The sequence below is a fragment of the Methylobacterium sp. CB376 genome, from assembly GCF_029714205.1.
In the GTDB taxonomy this organism is placed as follows: domain Bacteria; phylum Pseudomonadota; class Alphaproteobacteria; order Rhizobiales; family Beijerinckiaceae; genus Methylobacterium.
Genome location: NZ_CP121648.1, coordinates 440396 through 458420, shown reverse-complemented (window position 1 = coordinate 458420; position 18025 = coordinate 440396). Strand labels below are relative to the sequence as shown.

The window sequence follows — 18025 nt, the reverse complement described above, 5'->3', positions numbered from 1 at the left end:
GGTCCCGGCGAGGTCGGCCCGCTTGCTCAGCTTCGAATCATGCCCCGGGAGGGTATAAAACCCTGGATGGGACCGCGACGCGCGGCGCGCATCTTTCCTGCGATTGTGACCGCACCGCGGTTGAACGCGTCGCGCCGACGTCAGCGCCGCGCGGAACCGGAGCGCGCGCCAAGGCGCGTGGGGCGAGGGTTTCGGCCCGGGATGCGGGCGTGGCGTTCCGATGCCGGGCCCGGGGCCCGGCGCAGGTCCGAGCCCGGCCTCGGGCTCATCTCCGGTGACGGGTCTCGGTCCGGCCCCGCGCCGCGGCGGCCGAGCCCGCCCGCTCAGCGCCCCCTGAAGAGCGGGTGCTCCACCTTGTCGCCCGCGCGGATTCCGAGCTTGGCGGCGGTGCCGGCGTTGAGTTCGAGCACGGCCAGGATCGGCCCGCCCGACGGGATCACCCGGGTCGAGAGCGGCTCGGTGTCGGCGGCGATGCGCGACACCGTCCCGTCCGCGCGGATGAACAGCATGTCGAGGGGCAGGTAGGTGTTCTTCATCCACATGGTGACGGGCGCCACCTGGGCGAAGTCGAACAGCATGCCGTGGTCCGGCGCCATGCTGCGGCGGAACATCAGCCCCTGGGCGCGGCCCGCATCGTCGCGCATCACCTCGACCTGGAAGGCGTGGCGCCCGCTGCGCGAGACGATGGAGAGCGGCTCGGTCGGACCCTCCGCCCGCACGGGCGCGGCCAGGAGGGTGAGCACGAAGGCGAGGGCGGCGAGCGCCGCGGCGGTGTGGGGCCGCGTGAACCGGAGCGACATCGGCGGGGAGCTAGTGCGAGGCCGGCAGGCTGCCATCGGCGAGGCGCACCTCGGCGGCCATCAGCCCCTTCGAGCCGTCGCCGTAGCGCACCATCACCCGCTCGCCGGGCTTCAATTCGGCGATGCCGTAGCGGCGCAGGGTCTCCATGTGGACGAAGATGTCCGGCGTGCCCTCGCCGCGGCTGAGGAAGCCGAAGCCGCGCAGGCGGTTGAACCACTTCACGACCGCCGTCTCGAGCCCGCTTGTCGGCACCACGGTCACGTGGGTGCGCGGCATCGGCAGCTCGGCCGGGTGCGTGGCGGTCGACTGGTCGAGGGAGACCACCCGGAAGGCCTGCCAGCCGCGCGCCCGCTGCACCGCCTCCACGACGATGCGCGCGCCCTCGCTGGCGCTCTGGTGCCCGTCCCGCCGCAGGCAGGTCACGTGAAGCAGAACGTCGGGCGCGCCGCTGTCCGGCACGATGAAGCCGAAGCCCTTGGCGACGTCGAACCACTTGATGCGGCCGCTGATCTCGACGAGGTCCAGCGGCGCGTCCGCTTCGCCGTCCGCGGCGCGCTTGGCGCTGGCCTCGAACGTGCTCCCCGGCCTTGGGCCGAGCGGGCCTGAACCGACTTCGTCCGACATCGTAAGCAACCCACACCGAATCGCGCGCGGCGATTCACCCGGGAGCTTAACAAAGTCATGACTCCGGGGAAGCCCGAATCATCGCCTAATCCAGCCCGCCGCCGGGCGAAACGGGCCGAATCGGGCGCCATCCGCGCCGGCCCTGCATGGCGGGCGGGCAGAACGCGGCCCGGCTGGCCATCGCCCCCGCGCGCCGCGCGGGCCCCGCGGCGGAACCGCGCGCTCGTGTCGCAGGCGATGGCCCGCATGTCGCAGGGGTCGACCGCGGCCCGCGGCTCGTCTAGGAGCGCCGCGCCGAACGCAGCCGAGGCCCCCTTGCCCCGCTTCCCCGTCGCGGCCCTTCGCCGCCTTCTGGCCGCCCCGGCGGCGGGCCGCCTCGCCGTGATCGACGCGGCGCGCGGGGCGGCGCTCGCCGCGATGGCGCTCTACCACGCCACCTGGGACCTCGGCTTCCTGCGGCTGACGCCCGAGAACCTCGCGCTGACGCCGCCGGGCCGCGCGGCGGCGCACGCGATCGCCGGGAGCTTCCTGGTCCTCGCCGGCGTGAGCCTCGTCCTCGCCCAGGGCAAGGTCTTCCGGCCCGGCCCCTTCCTGGGGCGGCTCGCGCGCATCGGGGCGGCCGCCGCGGGGATCTCGCTCGCCACCCGGATCCTGTTCCCGGAGAGCTGGATCTTCTTCGGGGTCCTGCACTGCATCGCCCTGTCGAGCCTGCTCGCCCTGCCGGCCCTGCGCCTGCCGCCGTGGCTCGTCGCGGCCGCGTCGGCGGCGATCCTGGCCGCGCCGGCGCTCCTCGACGCCCCGGCGCTCGCCGCGCCGTGGGTCCTTCCCGCGCCGCTGCTCCTCGTCCTCGGCCTCGCCCCCGAGGTGCCGGCCACCAACGACTACGTGCCGATGATCCCCTGGTTCGGCTGCGTGCTCGCGGGCGTCGCCCTCGGGCGGATCGCCCGGCCCCGCCTCGCCGCGTCGCGCCTCGGGGCGTGGCGACCGGCCTCGCGGGGGGCGCGGCTGCTCGCCGGGGCGGGGCGGCGCAGCCTCGGGATCTACCTCCTGCACCAGCCGCTGCTGCTCGCCCTCCTGTCGGGCGTGGCGGCTCTGACCGGGCCGCATCCGCGGGCCGGCGAGGCGGGCTTCCGGCGCGACTACGCGCAGACCTGCGCGGTGGCGGGCGGCAGCCCCGCGCGCTGCCGGGCCGCGGCACGCTGCCTGCTCGGACGGCTGCGCGAGGACGGTCTGTGGCAGGCCGCCGGGCAGGGCGCCCTGTCCCCCGCGCAGCAGGCCCGGGCCGTGGCCCTGTCGCAATCCTGCTACGACGGGGCTGCCGAGTGACCCCGGCGGGTCAGTCCTTGGCGCGCTCCACGTAGGAACCGTCCGCGGTCATGATGACGACGCGGGTCCCCGTGGTGATGTGGGGCGGCACCAGGGTGCGCACGCCGTTCGAGAGCACGGCGGGCTTGTAGGACGAGGAGGCGGTCTGGCCCTTGGTGACCGGCTCGGTCTCGACGATCTCGAGGGTCACGCGCTGGGGCAGCTCGATGGCGAGCGGCACGCCGTTGTGCAGCGAGAGCATCACCGCCATGCCCTCCTGCAGGTAGGCGGCCTGGTCGCCGATGACGTCGTCGGGGACCGCCACCTGCTCGTAGGATTCCGGGTTCATGAAGTGGGAGCCCTCGCCGTCCTTGTACAGGAAGGTGTGCTCCCGGTCCTCCACGAAGGCTCGCTCCACCTGCTCGGTGGTGCGGTAGCGCTCCGAGACCTTCACGCCGTCGGTGATGCGGCGCATGTCGAGCTGCGTGACCGGGGTGCCCTTGCCGGGATGGATGTTCTCGGCGGAGAGGATCACGTAGAGGCGGCCGTCCTTCTCGACGACGTTGCCTTTGCGAAGCGAGCTGGCGATCACCTTCACGGGTCGGGTCCTAACAGCGAGCGTTGACAGAGACGGTCGGCGTCCCGCAAGCCGCTGGCGAAAGCGGGAGCCCGAGCGCCCGCCCTATCGCATCTGACGCGCGACCGCCAGTCGCGACCGGTTCCGACCCGATGACCTCCGCCTCGCCCTGGTGGGCCCCCCACGTCCACGCCGACCGCCGGCCCCGCCTGCTGGCCCGCAACCGGATCAAGGCCGCCCTGCGCGCGTGGTTCGCGGAGCGCGGCTTCGTCGAGGTCGAGACCGCCGCCCTGCAGGTCTCTCCGGGCAACGAGACCCATCTCAGCGCCTTCGCCACCCGGGCGATCGGGCCGGACGGCCGCGGCCAGCCCCTCTACCTCCACACCTCGCCGGAATTCGCCTGCAAGAAGCTGCTGGCGGCCGGGGAGCGGCGGCTCGTCGTCTTCGCGCCGGTCTACCGGAACCGGGAGCGCGGCCCGCTGCACCATCCGGAATTCACCCTCGTCGAGTGGTACCGGGCGGGGGACGGCTGCGAGGCGCTGATGCGCGACTGCGCGGCGCTCCTCGCCCGGGCGGCCGAGGCGGCCGGGGCGGAGCGGCTGCGCTACCGCGACCGGGAGGCCGACCCCTTCGCGCAGCCCGAGCGCCTGACGGTCGCGGAGGCCTTCGCGCGCCATGCCGGGATCGACCTCCTCGCCACCGTGGCGCCGGACGGCGCCACCGACCGGGAGGGGCTGCGCGCCGCCGTGACCGCTTCCGGCATCCGCACCGCACCCGACGACACCTGGGCCGACCTGTTCAGCCGCGTCCTCGTCGAGCGGATCGAGCCGCACCTCGGGCTCGGGAGGGCGACGATCCTGTGCGACTACCCGATCCCCGAGGCGGCGCTGGCCCGCCCGAGCCCGGCCGATCCGCGGGTCGCCGAGCGCTTCGAGCTCTATGCCTGCGGGGTCGAACTCGCCAACGGCTTCGGCGAACTCACCGACGCGGACGAGCAGCGCCGCCGCTTCGCCGCCGAGATGGACGAGAAGGAGCGCATCTACGGCGAGCGCTACCCGGTGGACGAGGACTTCCTCGCCGCCCTGGCGCGGATGCCGGAGGCGAGCGGCATCGCGCTCGGCTTCGACCGGCTGGTGATGCTCGCGACCGGCGCGCGCCGCATCGAGGAGGTGATCTGGACCCCCGTGGCGGAGCCCGGCCGGTGAGCCGTCGCACCCTGCGCGACCCCGCCTCCCTGGTCGAGGCCGGGCTGGTGCCGCGGGCCGCGCTCCCCGCCCTGGAGCGGGTCGCCTCCCGCTACGCGGTCGCGGTGACGCCCGCGATGGCGGACCTGATCGAGACGCCCGAGGACGGGATCGGCCGCCAGTTCCTGCCCCGGGCCGAGGAGCTCGACGCGGCGCCCGGCGAGCGGGCGGACCCGATCGGCGACGCGGCCCACGCGCCGCTCCCGGGCATCGTGCACCGCTACCCGGACCGGGTGCTGCTGAAGCCCTTGCACGTCTGCCCGGTCTATTGCCGCTTCTGCTTCCGGCGCGAGGTGGTCGGGCCCGACGGGATGGGGGCGCTGAGCGAGGCGCAGCTCGACGCGGCCCTCGCCTACGTGGCGGCCCGGCCGGAGATCTGGGAGGTGGTGGTCACCGGGGGCGACCCGTTCCTGCTCAGCCCCCGCCGCCTGGAGCGGATCGGCGCGGCCCTCGCCGCGACCGACCACGTCCGGGTGCTGCGCCTGCACACGCGGGTGCCGGCGGTGGAGCCGGAGCGCGTCGACGCCGCCCTGGTGGCGGCCCTCAAGCGCTTCGGCCGGGCGGTCTTCGTGGCGCTGCACGCCAACCATCCGGGCGAGTTCACGCCGGCCGCGCGCGCCGCGATCGCGCGGCTCGTCGATGCGGGCATCCCGCTCGTGTCGCAATCGGTGCTGCTGCGCGGCGTCAACGACGATCCCGAGACGCTGGCCGCGCTGATGCGGGCCTTCGTGGAGAACCGGGTCAAGCCCTACTACCTCCACCACGGCGACCTCGCGCCGGGCACGGGCCACTTCCGCACGAGCCTGCCCGTGGGGCAGGCGCTGATGCGCGGCCTGCGCGGGCGCGTCTCCGGCCTCTGCCAGCCGACCTACGTGCTCGACATCCCGGGCGGGCACGGCAAGGTGCCGGTGGGGCCCGCCTACCTGGAGCCGCGGCCGGGCGGCTTCACCGTGACCGATCCGGAGGGGCGCGCCCACGCCTATCCGCCCGAGGGAGACGAGCGATGCGCAGACTCTGGGGACGGCTGAGTTCGGTGAACGTGCAGAAGGCGGTCTGGGCGCTCGAGGAGCTCGGCCTCGCCTGCGAGCGGGTGGAGGCGGGCGGGGCCTTCGGGCGCGTCCGCGACCCCGACTACCTCGCCCTGAACCCGAACGGCCTCGTTCCCGTCCTCGAGGAGGACGGCTACGTGCTCTGGGAATCGAACGCGATCCTGCGCTACCTCGCCGAGGCACACGGCCCCGCGGCGGCGGCGCGGGGCGGCGTCGCCCTGATGCCGGAGGAGGAGCGGGCGCGCGGCCACGTCCACCAGTGGCTCGACTGGCAGGCCACCACCTTCACGCCCGCCATGCGCGACGCCTTCTGGCAGACGGTCCGCCTGCCCGCCGAAGGGCGCGACCCGGACCTGATCGCCCGCTCGGTGGCGGCGGGCGAGGCGGCCGCGGCGATCCTCGACGCGCATCTCGCGGGCCGGCCCTTCGCGGTCGGGGACGCCTTCACGGCGGCCGACATCGCGCTCGGCTGCGCGGCCCATCGCTGGCTGCACCTCGCCGTCCCGCGCGAGCCCCGGCCGAACCTGCAGGCCTGGTATGCGCGGGTCGCGGCCCGGCCGGCCGCCGCGAAGGTGCTGACCGTTCCGATCACCTGAGCGGCCGCCCGGCCGGCGGCGGCGGGCCTTCTGCGGCGCCCGCCCATCCGCTAAGCCCCTCGCCCCAGCCTGTTTCTCCCACCGGGACCGACGCCATGCCCCTCGACAAGACCCTCATCGACGCGCTGCAGGCCGTCACCACCGCGACCCTGACCACGGTGATGCTGAAGAAGGGCCTGCGCCGCTGCTGGATGAAGGGGCCGCAGCCGCGCTTCGCGGCGAATGCCCGCATCGTCGGCCCGGCCTTCACCCTGCGCTTCGTCCCCGCCCGCGAGGACCTCGCGACCCCCGAATCCTGGTCGAGCCCGACCTCGACCCGCGGCGCCATCGAGGCGATGCCGGAGGGCTGCATCGCGGTCGTGGACGCCATGGGCGTGACCGAGGCCGGCATCTTCGGCGATATCCTGGCGGCGCGGATGCACAAGCGCGGCGTCGCCGCCCTGGTCACGGACGGGGTGATGCGCGACGGCGAGGGCGTCGCCGGGACCGGGCTGCCGGTCTGGTGCGCGGGCGTCGCCGCCCCGGCCTCGGTGGCGGGCCTCACCTTCGTCGGCTGGAACCAGCCGATCGGCTGCGGCGGCGTCGCGGTCTTCCCCGACGACGTGATCGTGGCGGACGGGGACGGCGCCGTGGTGATTCCGGCCGCCATCGCCCAGGAGGTCGCCCTGGCGGCCGTCGAGCAGGAGCGGCTCGAACTCTGGATCATGCGCGAGGTCGAGAAGGGCCTGCCCCTGCCGGGCCTCTACCCGCCCAACGCCGAGACGCGGGCGCGCTACGAGGCCGAGACCGCCGCCAAGTAGCCGTCTCCGCCAAGCACTCGCCTCCGCGCACTCGCCTCCGCGCACTCGCCTCCGCGCGGTCAGCGCGGCAGGGAGAGGCGGTAGACCCCGCGAAACGCGTCCGGATCGGGAACCACGCGTCCCTTGCGCAGGATCGCGATCCGGCCCTCCTTCATGAGCCGCACCGCCTGACGGCGGACCGGCTGCATCAGGGGGGACCAGCCGTCCGGGTGCGGGCCGCCCAGCGCCCGGGCGACCTCCGAGGGGCAGATGGTCTTGTCCGGCCCGCGCTCCGCGACGAGGCGCAGCAGCGTCTCGGCGATGGCGGCCTCGTCAGGGTGCGGTGTCATCGGGCTCCTGCAGGGCGCGGCACGCCTCGGAGGCGAATTGGCGCTTCCACATCACGTAAACCACGGCGGCGGTCGTGGCGAACAGGATGTAGGGGCTGACGAACCAGCCGAGATAGGCCAGCGCGAAGAACCAGGCCCGCTGGCCGCGGTTGAAATGCGCCCCCGCCACCACGTTCATGGTGGCGGCCCGCTTGGCGGCGTGACGGATCGCGTCCGGGTCGCCGCCCCGCGGCGGCACCGCGCCGATCAGTATGGCCCCGTAGTTGAACAGCCGGTAGGCCCAGGCGAACTTGAAGAAGGCGTAGACGAAGATCACCGCCAGCCCCGCCACCTTGATCTCCCAGGTGGTCCGGGTGGTCTGCATGCCGAAGGGCAGGGTCGAGAACAGGGTCAGCACGTCGTCGGCCGAGCGCGTCAGGGTGAGGACGCTGCCGAGCGCGATCAGCGAGGTCGAGGCGAAGAAGGCGGTGCCGTTCTGCAGCGAGGCGTTGATGGTGGTGTCGACCACCCGGTTCTCGCGCAGTTCGAGCTGCTCGGTCCAGGTGTGGCGGTAGAGGTTCATCATCCGGTTGAGGCTGTTGCGCCCCCGCGAGAGCCGCTCCACCGCGACGCCGTAGCCGATCCAGGCGACCGCGAAGCTCACCACCGCGGCGAGATCGAGGAGGGAGAAGTCGCCCACGCGGCGCCGGCCTCAGCCGCGCCGGATCGCGAAGCCCGAGGGCGCCGTCTCCGGCGAGGCCTCCACCGCCACCTCGGAGACGCGGGCCCCGGCCGGGCCCCGGCGCAGCGCCGCGAGCATCTGCCCGACCGCCTCGGCCGGACCGGAGAGCAGGGCCTCCACGCTCCCGTCCGGGCAGTTGCGGACGTGGCCGCTGAGGCCGAGGCGCGTCGCCTCGTCCCGGGTCCAGGCCCGGAAGCCGACGCCCTGAACGCGGCCTCGGATCGCCGCCCGCACCGTTCTGTCCCCGCCCATCATCGCCCGGCCCGCCGCTCCCGCGCCGAGGTAGCACGCGGCCGGGCGGCTGGGAACGCGCGCCCTCCCTGGCGCGGGGTCGGGTCCGGAGCCCGGGCTCGATCCGGCGCCGCAGCGCCGGGCTTGATCCGGCGCCGCTAACCCTCTAAGCGGGCCGCGCCTTCCGCCCGGCTCGTGACGTCGTGGGCGGGCTTGCCGCAGGTGAGGGATATGGCGAAGGAAAAGTTTTCGCGGACGAAGCCGCACTGCAACATCGGGACGATCGGGCACGTTGACCACGGCAAGACGTCCCTGACGGCGGCGATCACGAAGGTGCTTGCGGAGGCGGGCGGGGCGACGTTCACGGCCTACGACCAGATCGACAAGGCGCCGGAGGAGAAGGCGCGGGGGATCACGATCTCGACGGCGCACGTGGAGTACGAGACGCCGAACCGTCACTACGCGCACGTGGACTGCCCCGGTCACGCGGACTACGTGAAGAACATGATCACCGGGGCGGCGCAGATGGACGGCGCGATCCTGGTGGTGTCGGCGGCGGACGGCCCGATGCCGCAGACGCGCGAGCACATCCTGCTGGCGCGGCAGGTCGGCGTTCCGGCGCTGGTGGTGTTCATGAACAAGGTCGACATGGTCGACGACCCGGAGCTTCTCGACCTTGTGGAGCTTGAGGTGCGGGAGCTTCTGTCGAAGTACGACTTCCCGGGCGACGACATCCCGATCACCAAGGGCTCGGCGCTGTGCGCGCTGGAGAACCGGGAGCCGAAGATCGGTCACGACGCGATCCTCGAGCTGATGAAGACGGTGGACGAGTACATCCCGCAGCCGGAGCGTCCGATCGACCTGCCGTTCCTGATGCCGATCGAGGACGTGTTCTCGATCTCGGGGCGCGGCACGGTGGTGACGGGCCGTGTCGAGCGCGGGATCATCAAGGTGGGCGAGGAGGTCGAGATCGTGGGGATCCGTCCGACCACCAAGACGACGGTGACGGGCGTGGAGATGTTCCGCAAGCTGCTGGACCAGGGCCAGGCCGGGGACAACGTCGGCGTGCTGCTTCGCGGGACCAAGCGGGAGGACGTCGAGCGCGGTCAGGTGGTGTGCAAGCCGGGCTCGGTGAAGCCGCACACGAAGTTCAAGGCGGAGGCGTACATCCTGACGAAGGAGGAGGGCGGGCGGCACACGCCGTTCTTCACGAACTACCGTCCGCAATTCTACTTCCGGACGACGGACGTGACCGGGGTGGTTCAGCTTCCCGAGGGCACCGAGATGGTGATGCCGGGCGACAACGTGACGATGGACGTGACGCTGATCGTGCCGGTGGCGATGGAGGAGAAGCTGCGCTTCGCCATCCGCGAGGGCGGCCGCACCGTCGGCGCCGGCGTCGTCGCCTCCATCTCCGAGTAGGCACTCCCCGATCGGCCCGGACGCCGTCCGGGCCCCGGCCGCGAACGGGGCGGGCGCGTGGCGCCCGCCCCGTTCGCGCATCCGCGTCCCGCCGCTCAGGCGGCGCGCACCGCGCCGCTCAGGCGGCGCGCACCGAGGCGAGGAACCGCGCCACCTCGGCGTCGAGCTGCTGCGACTGCCGGGACAGGCTCGACGCCGCGTCGAGCACCTGGCCGGCCGCGGCACCCGTCCGCTCCGCCGCCTGCGCGACGCTGCCGACATGCGAGGTGACCTCCCCGGTGCCGCTCGCCGCCTCGGCCACGTTGCGGGCGATCTCCTGGGTGGTCGCGCCCTGCTCCTCGACCGAGGCGGCGATCCCCATCGCCACGGTGCGGATTTCCTGGATCCGTCGCACGATCCCGCCGATGGCGCCGACTGCCTGATTGGTCGAGGTCTGGATCGCGCCGATCTGCCCGGAGATCCCCTCCGTGGCCCTGGCGGTCTGGTTGGCGAGCTCCTTGACCTCGGCGGCGACCACCGCGAATCCCCGGCCCGCCTCGCCGGCCCGGGCGGCCTCGATCGTGGCGTTGAGGGCCAGCAGGTTGGTCTGGCCCGCGATGGTCGAGATCAGGCTCACCACGTCGCCGATCTGCGAAGCGGCCCGGCTCAGGTCCTGCACCATCGTCGCCGTCTGGTCGGCCTCGGCGGCCGCCGCCTGGGCGAGTTCGGCCGCGCCGTCGACCTGCCGGCCGATCTCCTGCACCGAACTGCCGAGCTCCTCGGCCGCGGCCGCCACGGTGCGGACGTTCGAGGACGCTTCCTCGGCCGCGGCGGCGGCGCTCGTCGACTGGCTCGCGGTCTCGCCCGCGGTCACGCTCATGGTCCGGGCGGTGGCCTGCAGCTCCGCCGCGGCCGTGGTCACGGAGGCGACGATGCCTCCCACCATCGCCTCGAAGCCGGCGGCCATCTCGCGCATGCCCGCGCGGCGCTGGTCCTCGGCCTCGGCCCGGGCCCGGGCGGTCTGGGCCTCCAGTTCGGCGGCCCGGATCATGCCGTCCCTGAACACCTGGACGGCGCGGCTCATCTCGCCGATCTCGTCCCGGCGGTCGAGGCCCGCGATCTCCGTCGCGGTGTCGCCGGCGGCGAGCCGATGCATCGTCGCCGTCATCCGGCCGAGGGGGCGGCTGACCGCGAGGATCATCATCGCGGCCGCGCCCGCCGCCATCAGGGCAGCCACCATGATGAAGCCCATGAGCTGGATCTGGGCGTTGTCGAAGGTGCTGGTCATGGCGTCGCCGCTGGCCGCCGCGGAGGCGGTGTTGAGTTCGACGAGCTTCACCAGAGTCGCGATGACGGCCCGGATCGCGTCGGACATCCGGCCATTGTAGAGTTCCATCGCCGCGGCCGCGTCGCCCCGTTCGAGGGTCGCCACGGCTTCCGCCTGAAGGTCGAGATAGGCCTTCCATTGCCGGGTGTAGGTGTCGAAGAGGCTCGCCGCCTCGGCCAGGGCGAGGCGGCGGAAGTTCTCCTCCGCCGCGGCGAGTTCCCGGTAGCGCTGCTGCATCGATGTGGCCGCGTCGCGCTGCTGCTCCGGCGTCCTCGCGGAGAGCAGGCGGCTTCCGTTGATGCGCACGCGCAAGGCCTGCGCCTGGACCTGGCCGAGCGCCTGGGTCGCCTGGAGAACGTTGAGGCGGAGATCCGACGCCGCCTCATTCAGCACGCTCATCTGATGGTTGGCGAGCCAGGCCGTCGCGATCGTCAGGAGAAGCATGGTTGACGCACAAAAGATCATCTTTATTCGAATCGAGATCTGATTCAGCATGATAATCCTCGGAATGGCCATGTATTCAGGTAGGGAGATTCCCCGGCGCGATCATATCACTGCGTCAGATAGAGTTAAAAAATTGTGAACCAAAGACGATCCAATAAGGAATTCTTCGACGGCGGCCGTGGAGGCGGCGATCCCGCGGCTGTCCGGGCGCGCGACTATGCTGGCGCCCAGCGCTGGGACGTAACGTCATTCAGCCCGCCGCGTCGTCCAGGCCTCGTTGAGAGATGATGGAAGGCCATCTCTGACCTGGGAGATCACCTTGCGGCACTCGCCCTGTATCGTGTCCTGTCCTGGACAGGAGCCGTCGTCACGCACCGGACGCGCGGCGATCCCTTCGGGAGCTTGGAATGGATACTCGGCAAACCACTGCGGTCGGCAGAATCGGCGTGTTTCAGTCGATCACGTTCAGGATGGTCGCCGTCTCGGGGGCCTGCGTGATCGTCGTGTCCGGCCTCCTCCTCGGGCTCGGCGCCTCCTCGTCGCTGGGCAACGGCGCCTTCGCCACCGACGCGGTCGAGCGCATCCTCGACGCCAAGGCCAAGGAGAACCTGCGGGCGGTGGCCGGCAATCAGGCGGCCGTGATCCAGACCAAGGTCGATTTCGCCTTCGCGGCCGCGCGCAACGGCGCGGGGGCCCTGCGCGGGGGCCCTGGAGGTGATCGCGTCCGGGAAGGCGAGCGCGTCGCACCCGGAGGTGCGGCGCGGCCAGCTGAGCGAGATCCTGCTCAGCACCCTGAAGCGCAATCCCGAATTCAACGGAACCTACAGCGCCTGGGAGCCCGACGCGCTCGACGGCAGCGACGCGCGCTTCGCCGGCCGGCGCGACGCCGGATCCGACCAGAGCGGCCGCGCGCTGCCCTACTGGACCCGCAACGCGGAGGGCCGATCGCGCTCCAGCCCCTCGTCGAGTACGACAGCCGCGACCTGCACCCGAACGGCGTCATGAGGGGGGGCTGGTACGTGGGCCCGAAGGAGACCGGGCGCCAGCGCATGCTGGCGGAGATGGCCGACGGCTTCGAGCGGGCGGTCGGCGGCGTGGTCGGCGTCGTGTCCTCCTCGGCCGGCGCACTCCAGGACACCGCGCGCGGGATGATGTCGAGCGCGGCCGAGACGGCGAGCCAGGCCGCCGCCGTGGCGGCGGCGGCCGAGCAGGCGGCCTCGAACGTCAATACCGTGGCGGCCGCGGCCGAGGAGCTCGGCGCCTCGGTGCGGGAGATCGGCCGGCAGGTGCAGGGCTCGGCCGGGCTCGCCCGCACGGCGGTGCGGCGGGCGGACGAGACCGCCGGGCTCGTCGGCGCCCTGAGCCAGGCCGCGTCCCGGATCGGCGACGTGGTCGGCCTGATCTCGACCATCGCGGGCCAGACCAACCTTCTGGCCTTGAACGCCACGATCGAGGCCGCCCGGGCCGGCGAGGCCGGGCGCGGCTTCGCGGTGGTCGCTGCCGAGGTCAAGGAACTCGCCAACCAGACCGCCAGGGCCACCGACGAGATCTCGTCCCAGATCGCGGAGGTCCAGGGCGTGACCGGCCAGGCGGTCTCGGCCATCGGCGCCATCACGGGGCAGATCCGCGAGATCAGCGACGTCGCCGCGGCGATCGCCGCCGCGGTGGAGCAGCAGGAGGCGGCGACCCAGGAGATCGTGCGCAACGTGACCCAGGCGGCCGCCGGCACCGGCGAGGTGACGCGCAACATCTCCGGGGTGGCGAGCACGGCCGAGGGGGCCGGCCGGGTGGCCGCCCAGGTGCTGGCCTCGTCCTCCGACCTGTCGCGGCAATCCGAGCGGCTGAATGCGGAGGTGGCGCGCTTCGTCGAGACCGTGCGCGCGGCCTGATCCGCTGTCGGGACGATCACGTCCGGACAGCGGATGCCAAGCCCGCGCGCCGCCCGGCGGCGCGCCCCGTGGCCGGATCACGGGGGACATTTCCCTTGCATCCGGCGCCTTGTTGCGGCATGGAGCGGGCGCGCCGCGGCGCTGCAGGAGTGTAGCTCAACTGGTCAGAGCACCGGTCTCCAAAACCGGGGGTTGGGGGTTCGAGTCCCTCCACTCCTGCCAGGGGCCGCTCCGGACGACATCACCTTGGCGGCCAGATCACCTTTGCGGCCAAGCTCGTGGCGTGACGTCGCGGCCCACAGGCCCATCGACAAGCCCGCGCAACTGCGCTAGAGGCATCGCCCATCCCAGATCGAACAGACGGGCGGCGTGGGCTTGGGGGTTTGTCCAGGCCCCGCGCCCCTGTTGGTTTCGAGCGGCGACGGCTGTCGGATCATGGCATCGAACGAAGCGACCAAGAAAGTGGACCTCGGGCGCAATGCGACCCGCGGCACGCCCGTGCCCCGCGGCGCCGGGCCGACGCCGCCTCCGGTGCGGCCGGCGCCCAAGCGCGTCGGGCCCTTCGAGTTCCTGCAGCAGGTCCGCGACGAGGGCCGGAAGGTCACCTGGCCGACCCGCAAGGAGACCCTGATCACCACCCTGATGGTCTTCGTCATGGTGGTGCTGGCGAGCCTGTTCTTCGTCGTCGTCGATCAGGTGCTGCGCTACCTCGTCACCCTGGTCCTGGGCATTGGAGCCTGAGGCCCGAGAACGGGGCCCGAGGAGAGAGACGCCGTGTCCAAGCGTTGGTACATCGTCCACGCCTATTCGAATTTCGAGAACAAGGTCGCGCAGTCGATCAAGGACCAGGCTGCCCAGCGCGGCCTGCTCGACAAATTCGATGAGGTGATGGTGCCGACCGAGAAGGTCGTGGAGGTGCGCCGCGGCCGCAAGGTCGACGCCGAGCGCAAGTTCTTTCCGGGCTACGTGCTGGTGAAGTGCGACCTGACCGACGAGGTCTACCACCTCATCAAGAACACCCCGAAGGTCACGGGTTTCCTCGGGGCCGACAAGTCGAAGCCGGTGCCGATCCCCGACGCCGAGGCCGAGCGCATCAAGGGACAGGTCCAGGAGGGCACCGAGCGCCCCAAGGCCTCGATCTCCTTCGAGGTCGGCGAGTCGGTGCGCGTGGCGGACGGCCCCTTCGCCTCCTTCAACGGCGTCGTCGAGGAAGTCGACGAGAGCCGCTCCCGCCTCAAGGTGGCGGTCTCCATCTTCGGCCGGGCGACCCCGGTCGAGCTCGAATACGGTCAGGTCGAGAAGGTCTGACCGTTCCGCGAAGGGCGAACGGGCAAGAGCGATTGGGGCGTCGCGCCGGCGGCATGTGTCCGCCGGCACGAGGACCCTTCGCCACGCGCCGCTCGCCCCTCGCCTCACCCGCGGGAGGCCCGCCCGGTTCGCCGCCGGGGCATCCGGGCCGCACCGCGACCTGCAACCGCCTCGTCGAGCCCCTGAGGGCGCGAGGCACAGAACGGGAGCAGTCCCATGGCGAAGAAGATCACGGGCTACGTGAAGCTTCAGGTGCCGGCCGGCGCCGCCAATCCGTCCCCGCCGATCGGCCCCGCGCTCGGTCAGCGCGGCCTCAACATCATGGAATTCTGCAAGGCCTTCAACGCGAAGACCGCGCAGATCGAGAAGGGCACCCCGATCCCGGTGATCATCACCGCGTATCAGGACCGCTCCTTCACCTTCGAGATGAAGCAGCCGCCGGTCTCGTTCTTCCTCAAGAAGGCGGCCGGCATGAAGATCGGCAAGAAGCCGGCCTCCGGCTCGAAGACCCCCGGCAAGGGCGCGCCCGCCGGCCGGATCTCCGAGGCGCAGATCCGCGAGATCGCCGAGAAGAAGATGCCCGACCTGAACTGCGATTCGGTCGATTCCGCCGTCGCCATGATCCGCGGCTCCGCCCGGGCCATGGGTCTCGAGATCACCGGCTAAGGGGAGGGACGCATGGCACGTGAAGGCAAGCGCATCCGCGCCGCGCGCGAGGGCATCGACCCGACCAAGGTCTACTCCCTCACCGACGCGGTGAAGATGATCAAGGACCGCTCGAAGGCCAAGTTCGACGAGACCTTCGAGATCTCGATGAATCTCGGCGTCGATCCGCGCCACGCCGACCAGATGGTGCGCGGCGTCTGCAACCTGCCGAACGGGTCGGGCCGCACGGTCCGCGTGGCGGTCTTCGCCCGCGGCGCCAAGGCGGACGAGGCCCGCGCGGCCGGCGCCGACATCGTGGGCGCCGAGGATCTGCTGGAGACGATCCAGGGCGGCACGATCGACTTCGACCGCTGCATCGCGACCCCCGACATGATGCCGCTCGTCGGCCGTCTCGGTAAGGTGCTGGGCCCGCGCGGCCTGATGCCGAACCCGAAGGTCGGCACCGTCACCATGGACGTGAAGGGCGCGGTCGGCGCCGCCAAGGGCGGCGCGGTCGAGTTCCGCGTCGAGAAGGCCGGCATCGTGCATGCCGGGATCGGCAAGGTGTCGTTCGACGACCAGAAGATCGTCGAGAACGCCCGCGCCTTCGCGGACGCGGTGGCGCGCGCCAAGCCGACGGGCGCCAAGGGCACCTACATCCAGCGCATCGCCGTCTCCTCGACGATGGGCCCGGGCATCAAGGTCGACCCGGCGAGCGTGCTCGCCGCGCAATCGGCCTGATCCCTCCGCTCCGGCGAGATCCGAGCGCCCGGCCTCGCGGCCGGGCGTTTCTTTTCGGGCGCGGCCGCGGGCCGGCGCATCCGCGCCGCTCCCCCGCGTGCCTCGGCGCAGCGCCTGGCCGCGCGGCGGGACCCGCCCGCAGGAGGTGCCGCGTGCACGGAGCGCGCGAAATCCGCGCGGCGCGGGGGGGCGCCGCCGCGTCCTGCTGTGCTAGATAGGGCGTATGCGTAGCACCGTCCCGGTCTCCTCCACGCGACGCATCCTGTGCGTCTTCCCCGCCTACACGCCGTCCTTCGGCACGTTCCAGCACGCCTACCCGCTCATGGGCGGGGTCAAGGCGTTCATGCCGCCGCAAGGATTGCTGCTCATCGCCGCCTACCTGCCGGAGGCTTGGCAGGTCCGCTTCGTCGACGAGAACATCGCTCCGGCCGCGCCCGAGGATTTCGCCTGGGCGGACGCGGTCTTCGTCTCGGGGATGCACGTCCAGGCGCCGCAGATCCGCGACATCGGCGAGCGCGCCCACGCGGCCGGCCGGGTCGCGGTGCTGGGCGGGCCCTCGGTCTCGGGCGCGCCCGAGCAGTATCCGGACTTCGACTACCTCCACATCGGCGAGATCGGCGACGCCACCGACGAGCTCATCCGCCGGCTCGACGCCGACGTCGCCCGGCCGCCCGCGCAGCTGCGCCTGGAGACCGGGGAGCGCCTCGGCCTGTCCGATTTCCCGGCCCCGGCCTACGCGCAGGTGCCGCTCCGCCGCTACCTGATCGGCTCGCTGCAATTCTCCTCGGGCTGCCCCTACCGCTGCGAGTTCTGCGACATACCGGCCCTCTACGGCCGCCAGCCGCGGCTGAAGACCCCCGAGCAGCTCCTCGCGGAACTCGACGCGATCGTGGCCCAGCCCGGCCACCCGGCCGTGGTCTACTTCGTCGACGACAACTTCATCGGCAACCGCAAGGCCACGCGGGAGATGCTGCCGCACCTGGTCGCGTGGCAGAAGCGGAAGGGCTACCCGCTCCAATTCGCCTGCGAGGCCACGCTCAACATGGCCAAGCAGCCCGAGATCCTCGCGCTGATGCGGGAGGCCAACTTCGTCACGGTGTTCGTCGGGATCGAGACGCCCGAACTCGACGCGCTCAAGGTGATCGACAAGACCCACAACGCCGCCGTGCCGATGCTGGAGGGCATCGCGACCCTGAATTCCTACGGCCTGGAGGTGACCTCCGGGATCATCCTCGGCCTCGACACCGAGACCGCCGAGTCCGAGGAGAAGCTCGTCGCCTTCATCGACCGGTCCGGGGTGCCGGTCCTGACCATGAACCTGCTCCAGGCGCTGCCGCGCACGCCGCTCTGGGACCGCCTCGCGAAGGAGGGGCGCCTGGTGGACGACCCGCGCCTCGAATCCAACGTGCGCTTCCTGCGCCCGCACGACGAGGTGGTGGCGAGCTGGCGGCGTGCCATCGCCCACGCCTACGCGCCCGAGCGGCTGTTCGACCGCTTCCGCCACCAGATCGACGTGACCTACGTCAACCGCGTCCCCATCCCGGCGCGGAACCGCCTGACCCGGGACAATCTCCGGCGCGCCCTGGTGATGGGCTTCAACATCGCGGTGCGGGTGGGGCTGCTGTCGGATTACCGCCGCGCCTTCTGGCGGGCGGCCGGCTACGCCCTCCGGCGCGGCCAGGTCGAGGCGGTGTTCAACATGGGCTTCGTCGCCCACCACCTGATCCGCTTCACCCGCGAGGCGCTGGAGGGCAAGCAGAACGCCTCCTTCTACGCCACCCGCCCGGTGGAGAGGTCGAAGGAGGGCGCGGTCGGCTGGTGGCGCCGCACCCGCTCCGAGCGCAAGCCCGCCTGAGGAATGCGCCCCCGCGCTGCGTCGGGCCGCGCGCTCGCGTTGATCGCACGACGTCGCCGCACCCGCGGCGCGTCGCGCCAGTCTTCGCGCCGCGCCGCCGCACTCCGCTCCCGCCCTTCGCCAGCGTCAGCGCCGGTT

19 protein-coding genes, 1 tRNA gene and 1 pseudogene are annotated in these 18025 nt (G+C 72.4%); 14 read left to right on the top strand and 7 right to left on the bottom strand.

The window, feature by feature from the left end; all coding sequences use genetic code 11:
- Positions 1-323 precede the first annotated feature (323 nt).
- The gene (locus QA634_RS01935) at positions 324-800 is read right to left on the bottom strand and encodes a DUF192 domain-containing protein (RefSeq protein ID WP_012330369.1); all 477 of its coding nucleotides are present in this window, start codon (positions 798-800) and stop codon (positions 324-326) included.
- A 10-nt stretch (positions 801-810) separates the two neighbouring features.
- Complete coding sequence (locus QA634_RS01930) at positions 811-1425, bottom strand: cold-shock protein (RefSeq protein WP_012330368.1); 615 nt, start codon at positions 1423-1425, stop codon at positions 811-813.
- Between the two features lie 315 nt (positions 1426-1740).
- On the opposite strand from QA634_RS01930, the gene QA634_RS01925 reads away from it, so the two are divergent.
- A complete protein-coding gene (locus QA634_RS01925; protein WP_012330367.1) occupies positions 1741-2751 on the top strand; it encodes a heparan-alpha-glucosaminide N-acetyltransferase domain-containing protein in 1011 nt (336 codons plus the stop codon).
- A 10-nt stretch (positions 2752-2761) separates the two neighbouring features.
- Here QA634_RS01925 and efp read toward each other — a convergent pair whose 3' ends face one another.
- Positions 2762-3328: an elongation factor P gene (gene efp, locus QA634_RS01920; protein ID WP_012330366.1), complete on the bottom strand. Its 567-nt coding sequence runs from the start codon at positions 3326-3328 to the stop codon at positions 2762-2764.
- Positions 3329-3459: 131 nt separating this feature from the next.
- On the opposite strand from efp, the gene epmA reads away from it, so the two are divergent.
- The 4 genes from epmA to QA634_RS01900 all read left to right on the top strand — a co-directional run bounded on the left by epmA (position 3460) and on the right by QA634_RS01900 (position 6996).
- The gene (gene epmA, locus QA634_RS01915; RefSeq protein WP_012330365.1) at positions 3460-4512 is read left to right on the top strand and encodes an EF-P lysine aminoacylase EpmA; all 1053 of its coding nucleotides are present in this window, start codon (positions 3460-3462) and stop codon (positions 4510-4512) included.
- Entirely contained in the window at positions 4509-5579 is a 1071-nt protein-coding gene (locus tag QA634_RS01910; RefSeq protein WP_012330364.1) for a lysine-2,3-aminomutase-like protein, read from the top strand. The genes epmA and QA634_RS01910 overlap by 4 nt, the downstream gene beginning before the upstream one ends.
- Positions 5555-6196: a glutathione S-transferase family protein gene (locus QA634_RS01905; RefSeq protein WP_012330363.1), complete on the top strand. Its 642-nt coding sequence runs from the start codon at positions 5555-5557 to the stop codon at positions 6194-6196. The genes QA634_RS01910 and QA634_RS01905 overlap by 25 nt, the downstream gene beginning before the upstream one ends.
- Positions 6197-6291: 95 nt before the next feature.
- A complete protein-coding gene (locus tag QA634_RS01900) occupies positions 6292-6996 on the top strand; it encodes a ribonuclease activity regulator RraA (protein WP_012330362.1) in 705 nt (234 codons plus the stop codon).
- A gap of 59 nt (positions 6997-7055) precedes the next feature.
- Here the strand turns inward: QA634_RS01900 and QA634_RS01895 are convergent, their stop codons facing one another.
- Genes QA634_RS01895 through QA634_RS01885 form a run of 3 tightly spaced genes read right to left on the bottom strand, consistent with a single transcriptional unit; the run spans position 7056 to position 8301 of the window.
- On the bottom strand, positions 7056-7325 hold the full coding sequence (locus tag QA634_RS01895; protein ID WP_012330361.1) for a DUF3253 domain-containing protein: 270 nt from the start codon (positions 7323-7325) through the stop codon (positions 7056-7058).
- Positions 7309-8004 (bottom strand): DUF599 domain-containing protein, encoded by a 696-nt coding sequence (locus QA634_RS01890; RefSeq protein WP_012330360.1) that lies wholly within the window; start codon positions 8002-8004, stop codon positions 7309-7311. The genes QA634_RS01895 and QA634_RS01890 overlap by 17 nt, the downstream gene beginning before the upstream one ends.
- A gap of 12 nt (positions 8005-8016) precedes the next feature.
- Positions 8017-8301 carry an acylphosphatase gene (locus QA634_RS01885; protein ID WP_012330359.1) on the bottom strand — a complete coding sequence of 95 codons (285 nt, stop codon included), beginning with the start codon at positions 8299-8301 and terminating at the stop codon, positions 8017-8019.
- A gap of 207 nt (positions 8302-8508) precedes the next feature.
- On the opposite strand from QA634_RS01885, the gene tuf reads away from it, so the two are divergent.
- Positions 8509-9699, top strand: coding sequence for an elongation factor Tu (gene tuf / locus QA634_RS01880; RefSeq protein ID WP_012330344.1), 1191 nt, complete (start codon positions 8509-8511; stop codon positions 9697-9699).
- Positions 9700-9817: 118 nt separating this feature from the next.
- On the opposite strand, the gene QA634_RS01875 is transcribed toward tuf, so the two are convergent.
- Complete coding sequence (locus QA634_RS01875) at positions 9818-11500, bottom strand: methyl-accepting chemotaxis protein (RefSeq protein ID WP_012330358.1); 1683 nt, start codon at positions 11498-11500, stop codon at positions 9818-9820.
- 663 nt (positions 11501-12163) lie between these two features.
- Here QA634_RS01875 and QA634_RS01870 point away from each other — a divergent pair.
- The 8 genes and pseudogenes from QA634_RS01870 (at position 12164) to QA634_RS01835 (ending at position 17887) form a co-directional block, all read left to right on the top strand.
- Positions 12164-12454 carry a hypothetical protein gene (locus QA634_RS01870; RefSeq protein WP_036270533.1) on the top strand — a complete coding sequence of 97 codons (291 nt, stop codon included), beginning with the start codon at positions 12164-12166 and terminating at the stop codon, positions 12452-12454.
- A 50-nt stretch (positions 12455-12504) separates the two neighbouring features.
- A pseudogene (locus QA634_RS01865) lies at positions 12505-13338 on the top strand (methyl-accepting chemotaxis protein); the annotation flags it as partial.
- A gap of 145 nt (positions 13339-13483) precedes the next feature.
- Positions 13484-13560 (top strand) — tRNA-Trp (locus QA634_RS01860).
- Positions 13561-13773: 213 nt separating this feature from the next.
- Positions 13774-14079, top strand: a complete 306-nt coding sequence (secE, locus tag QA634_RS01855; RefSeq protein ID WP_012330357.1) for a preprotein translocase subunit SecE — start codon at positions 13774-13776, stop codon at positions 14077-14079.
- Positions 14080-14112: 33 nt separating this feature from the next.
- Positions 14113-14646, top strand: coding sequence for a transcription termination/antitermination protein NusG (gene nusG / locus QA634_RS01850; protein WP_012330356.1), 534 nt, complete (start codon positions 14113-14115; stop codon positions 14644-14646).
- Positions 14647-14862: 216 nt separating this feature from the next.
- Positions 14863-15312, top strand: a complete 450-nt coding sequence (rplK, locus tag QA634_RS01845) for a 50S ribosomal protein L11 (RefSeq protein ID WP_012330355.1) — start codon at positions 14863-14865, stop codon at positions 15310-15312.
- A 12-nt stretch (positions 15313-15324) separates the two neighbouring features.
- Positions 15325-16032 carry a 50S ribosomal protein L1 gene (gene rplA, locus QA634_RS01840; protein WP_012330354.1) on the top strand — a complete coding sequence of 236 codons (708 nt, stop codon included), beginning with the start codon at positions 15325-15327 and terminating at the stop codon, positions 16030-16032.
- 223 nt (positions 16033-16255) lie between these two features.
- On the top strand, positions 16256-17887 hold the full coding sequence (locus QA634_RS01835) for a B12-binding domain-containing radical SAM protein (RefSeq protein ID WP_012330353.1): 1632 nt from the start codon (positions 16256-16258) through the stop codon (positions 17885-17887).
- The last annotated feature ends 138 nt before the right edge of the window (positions 17888-18025 follow it).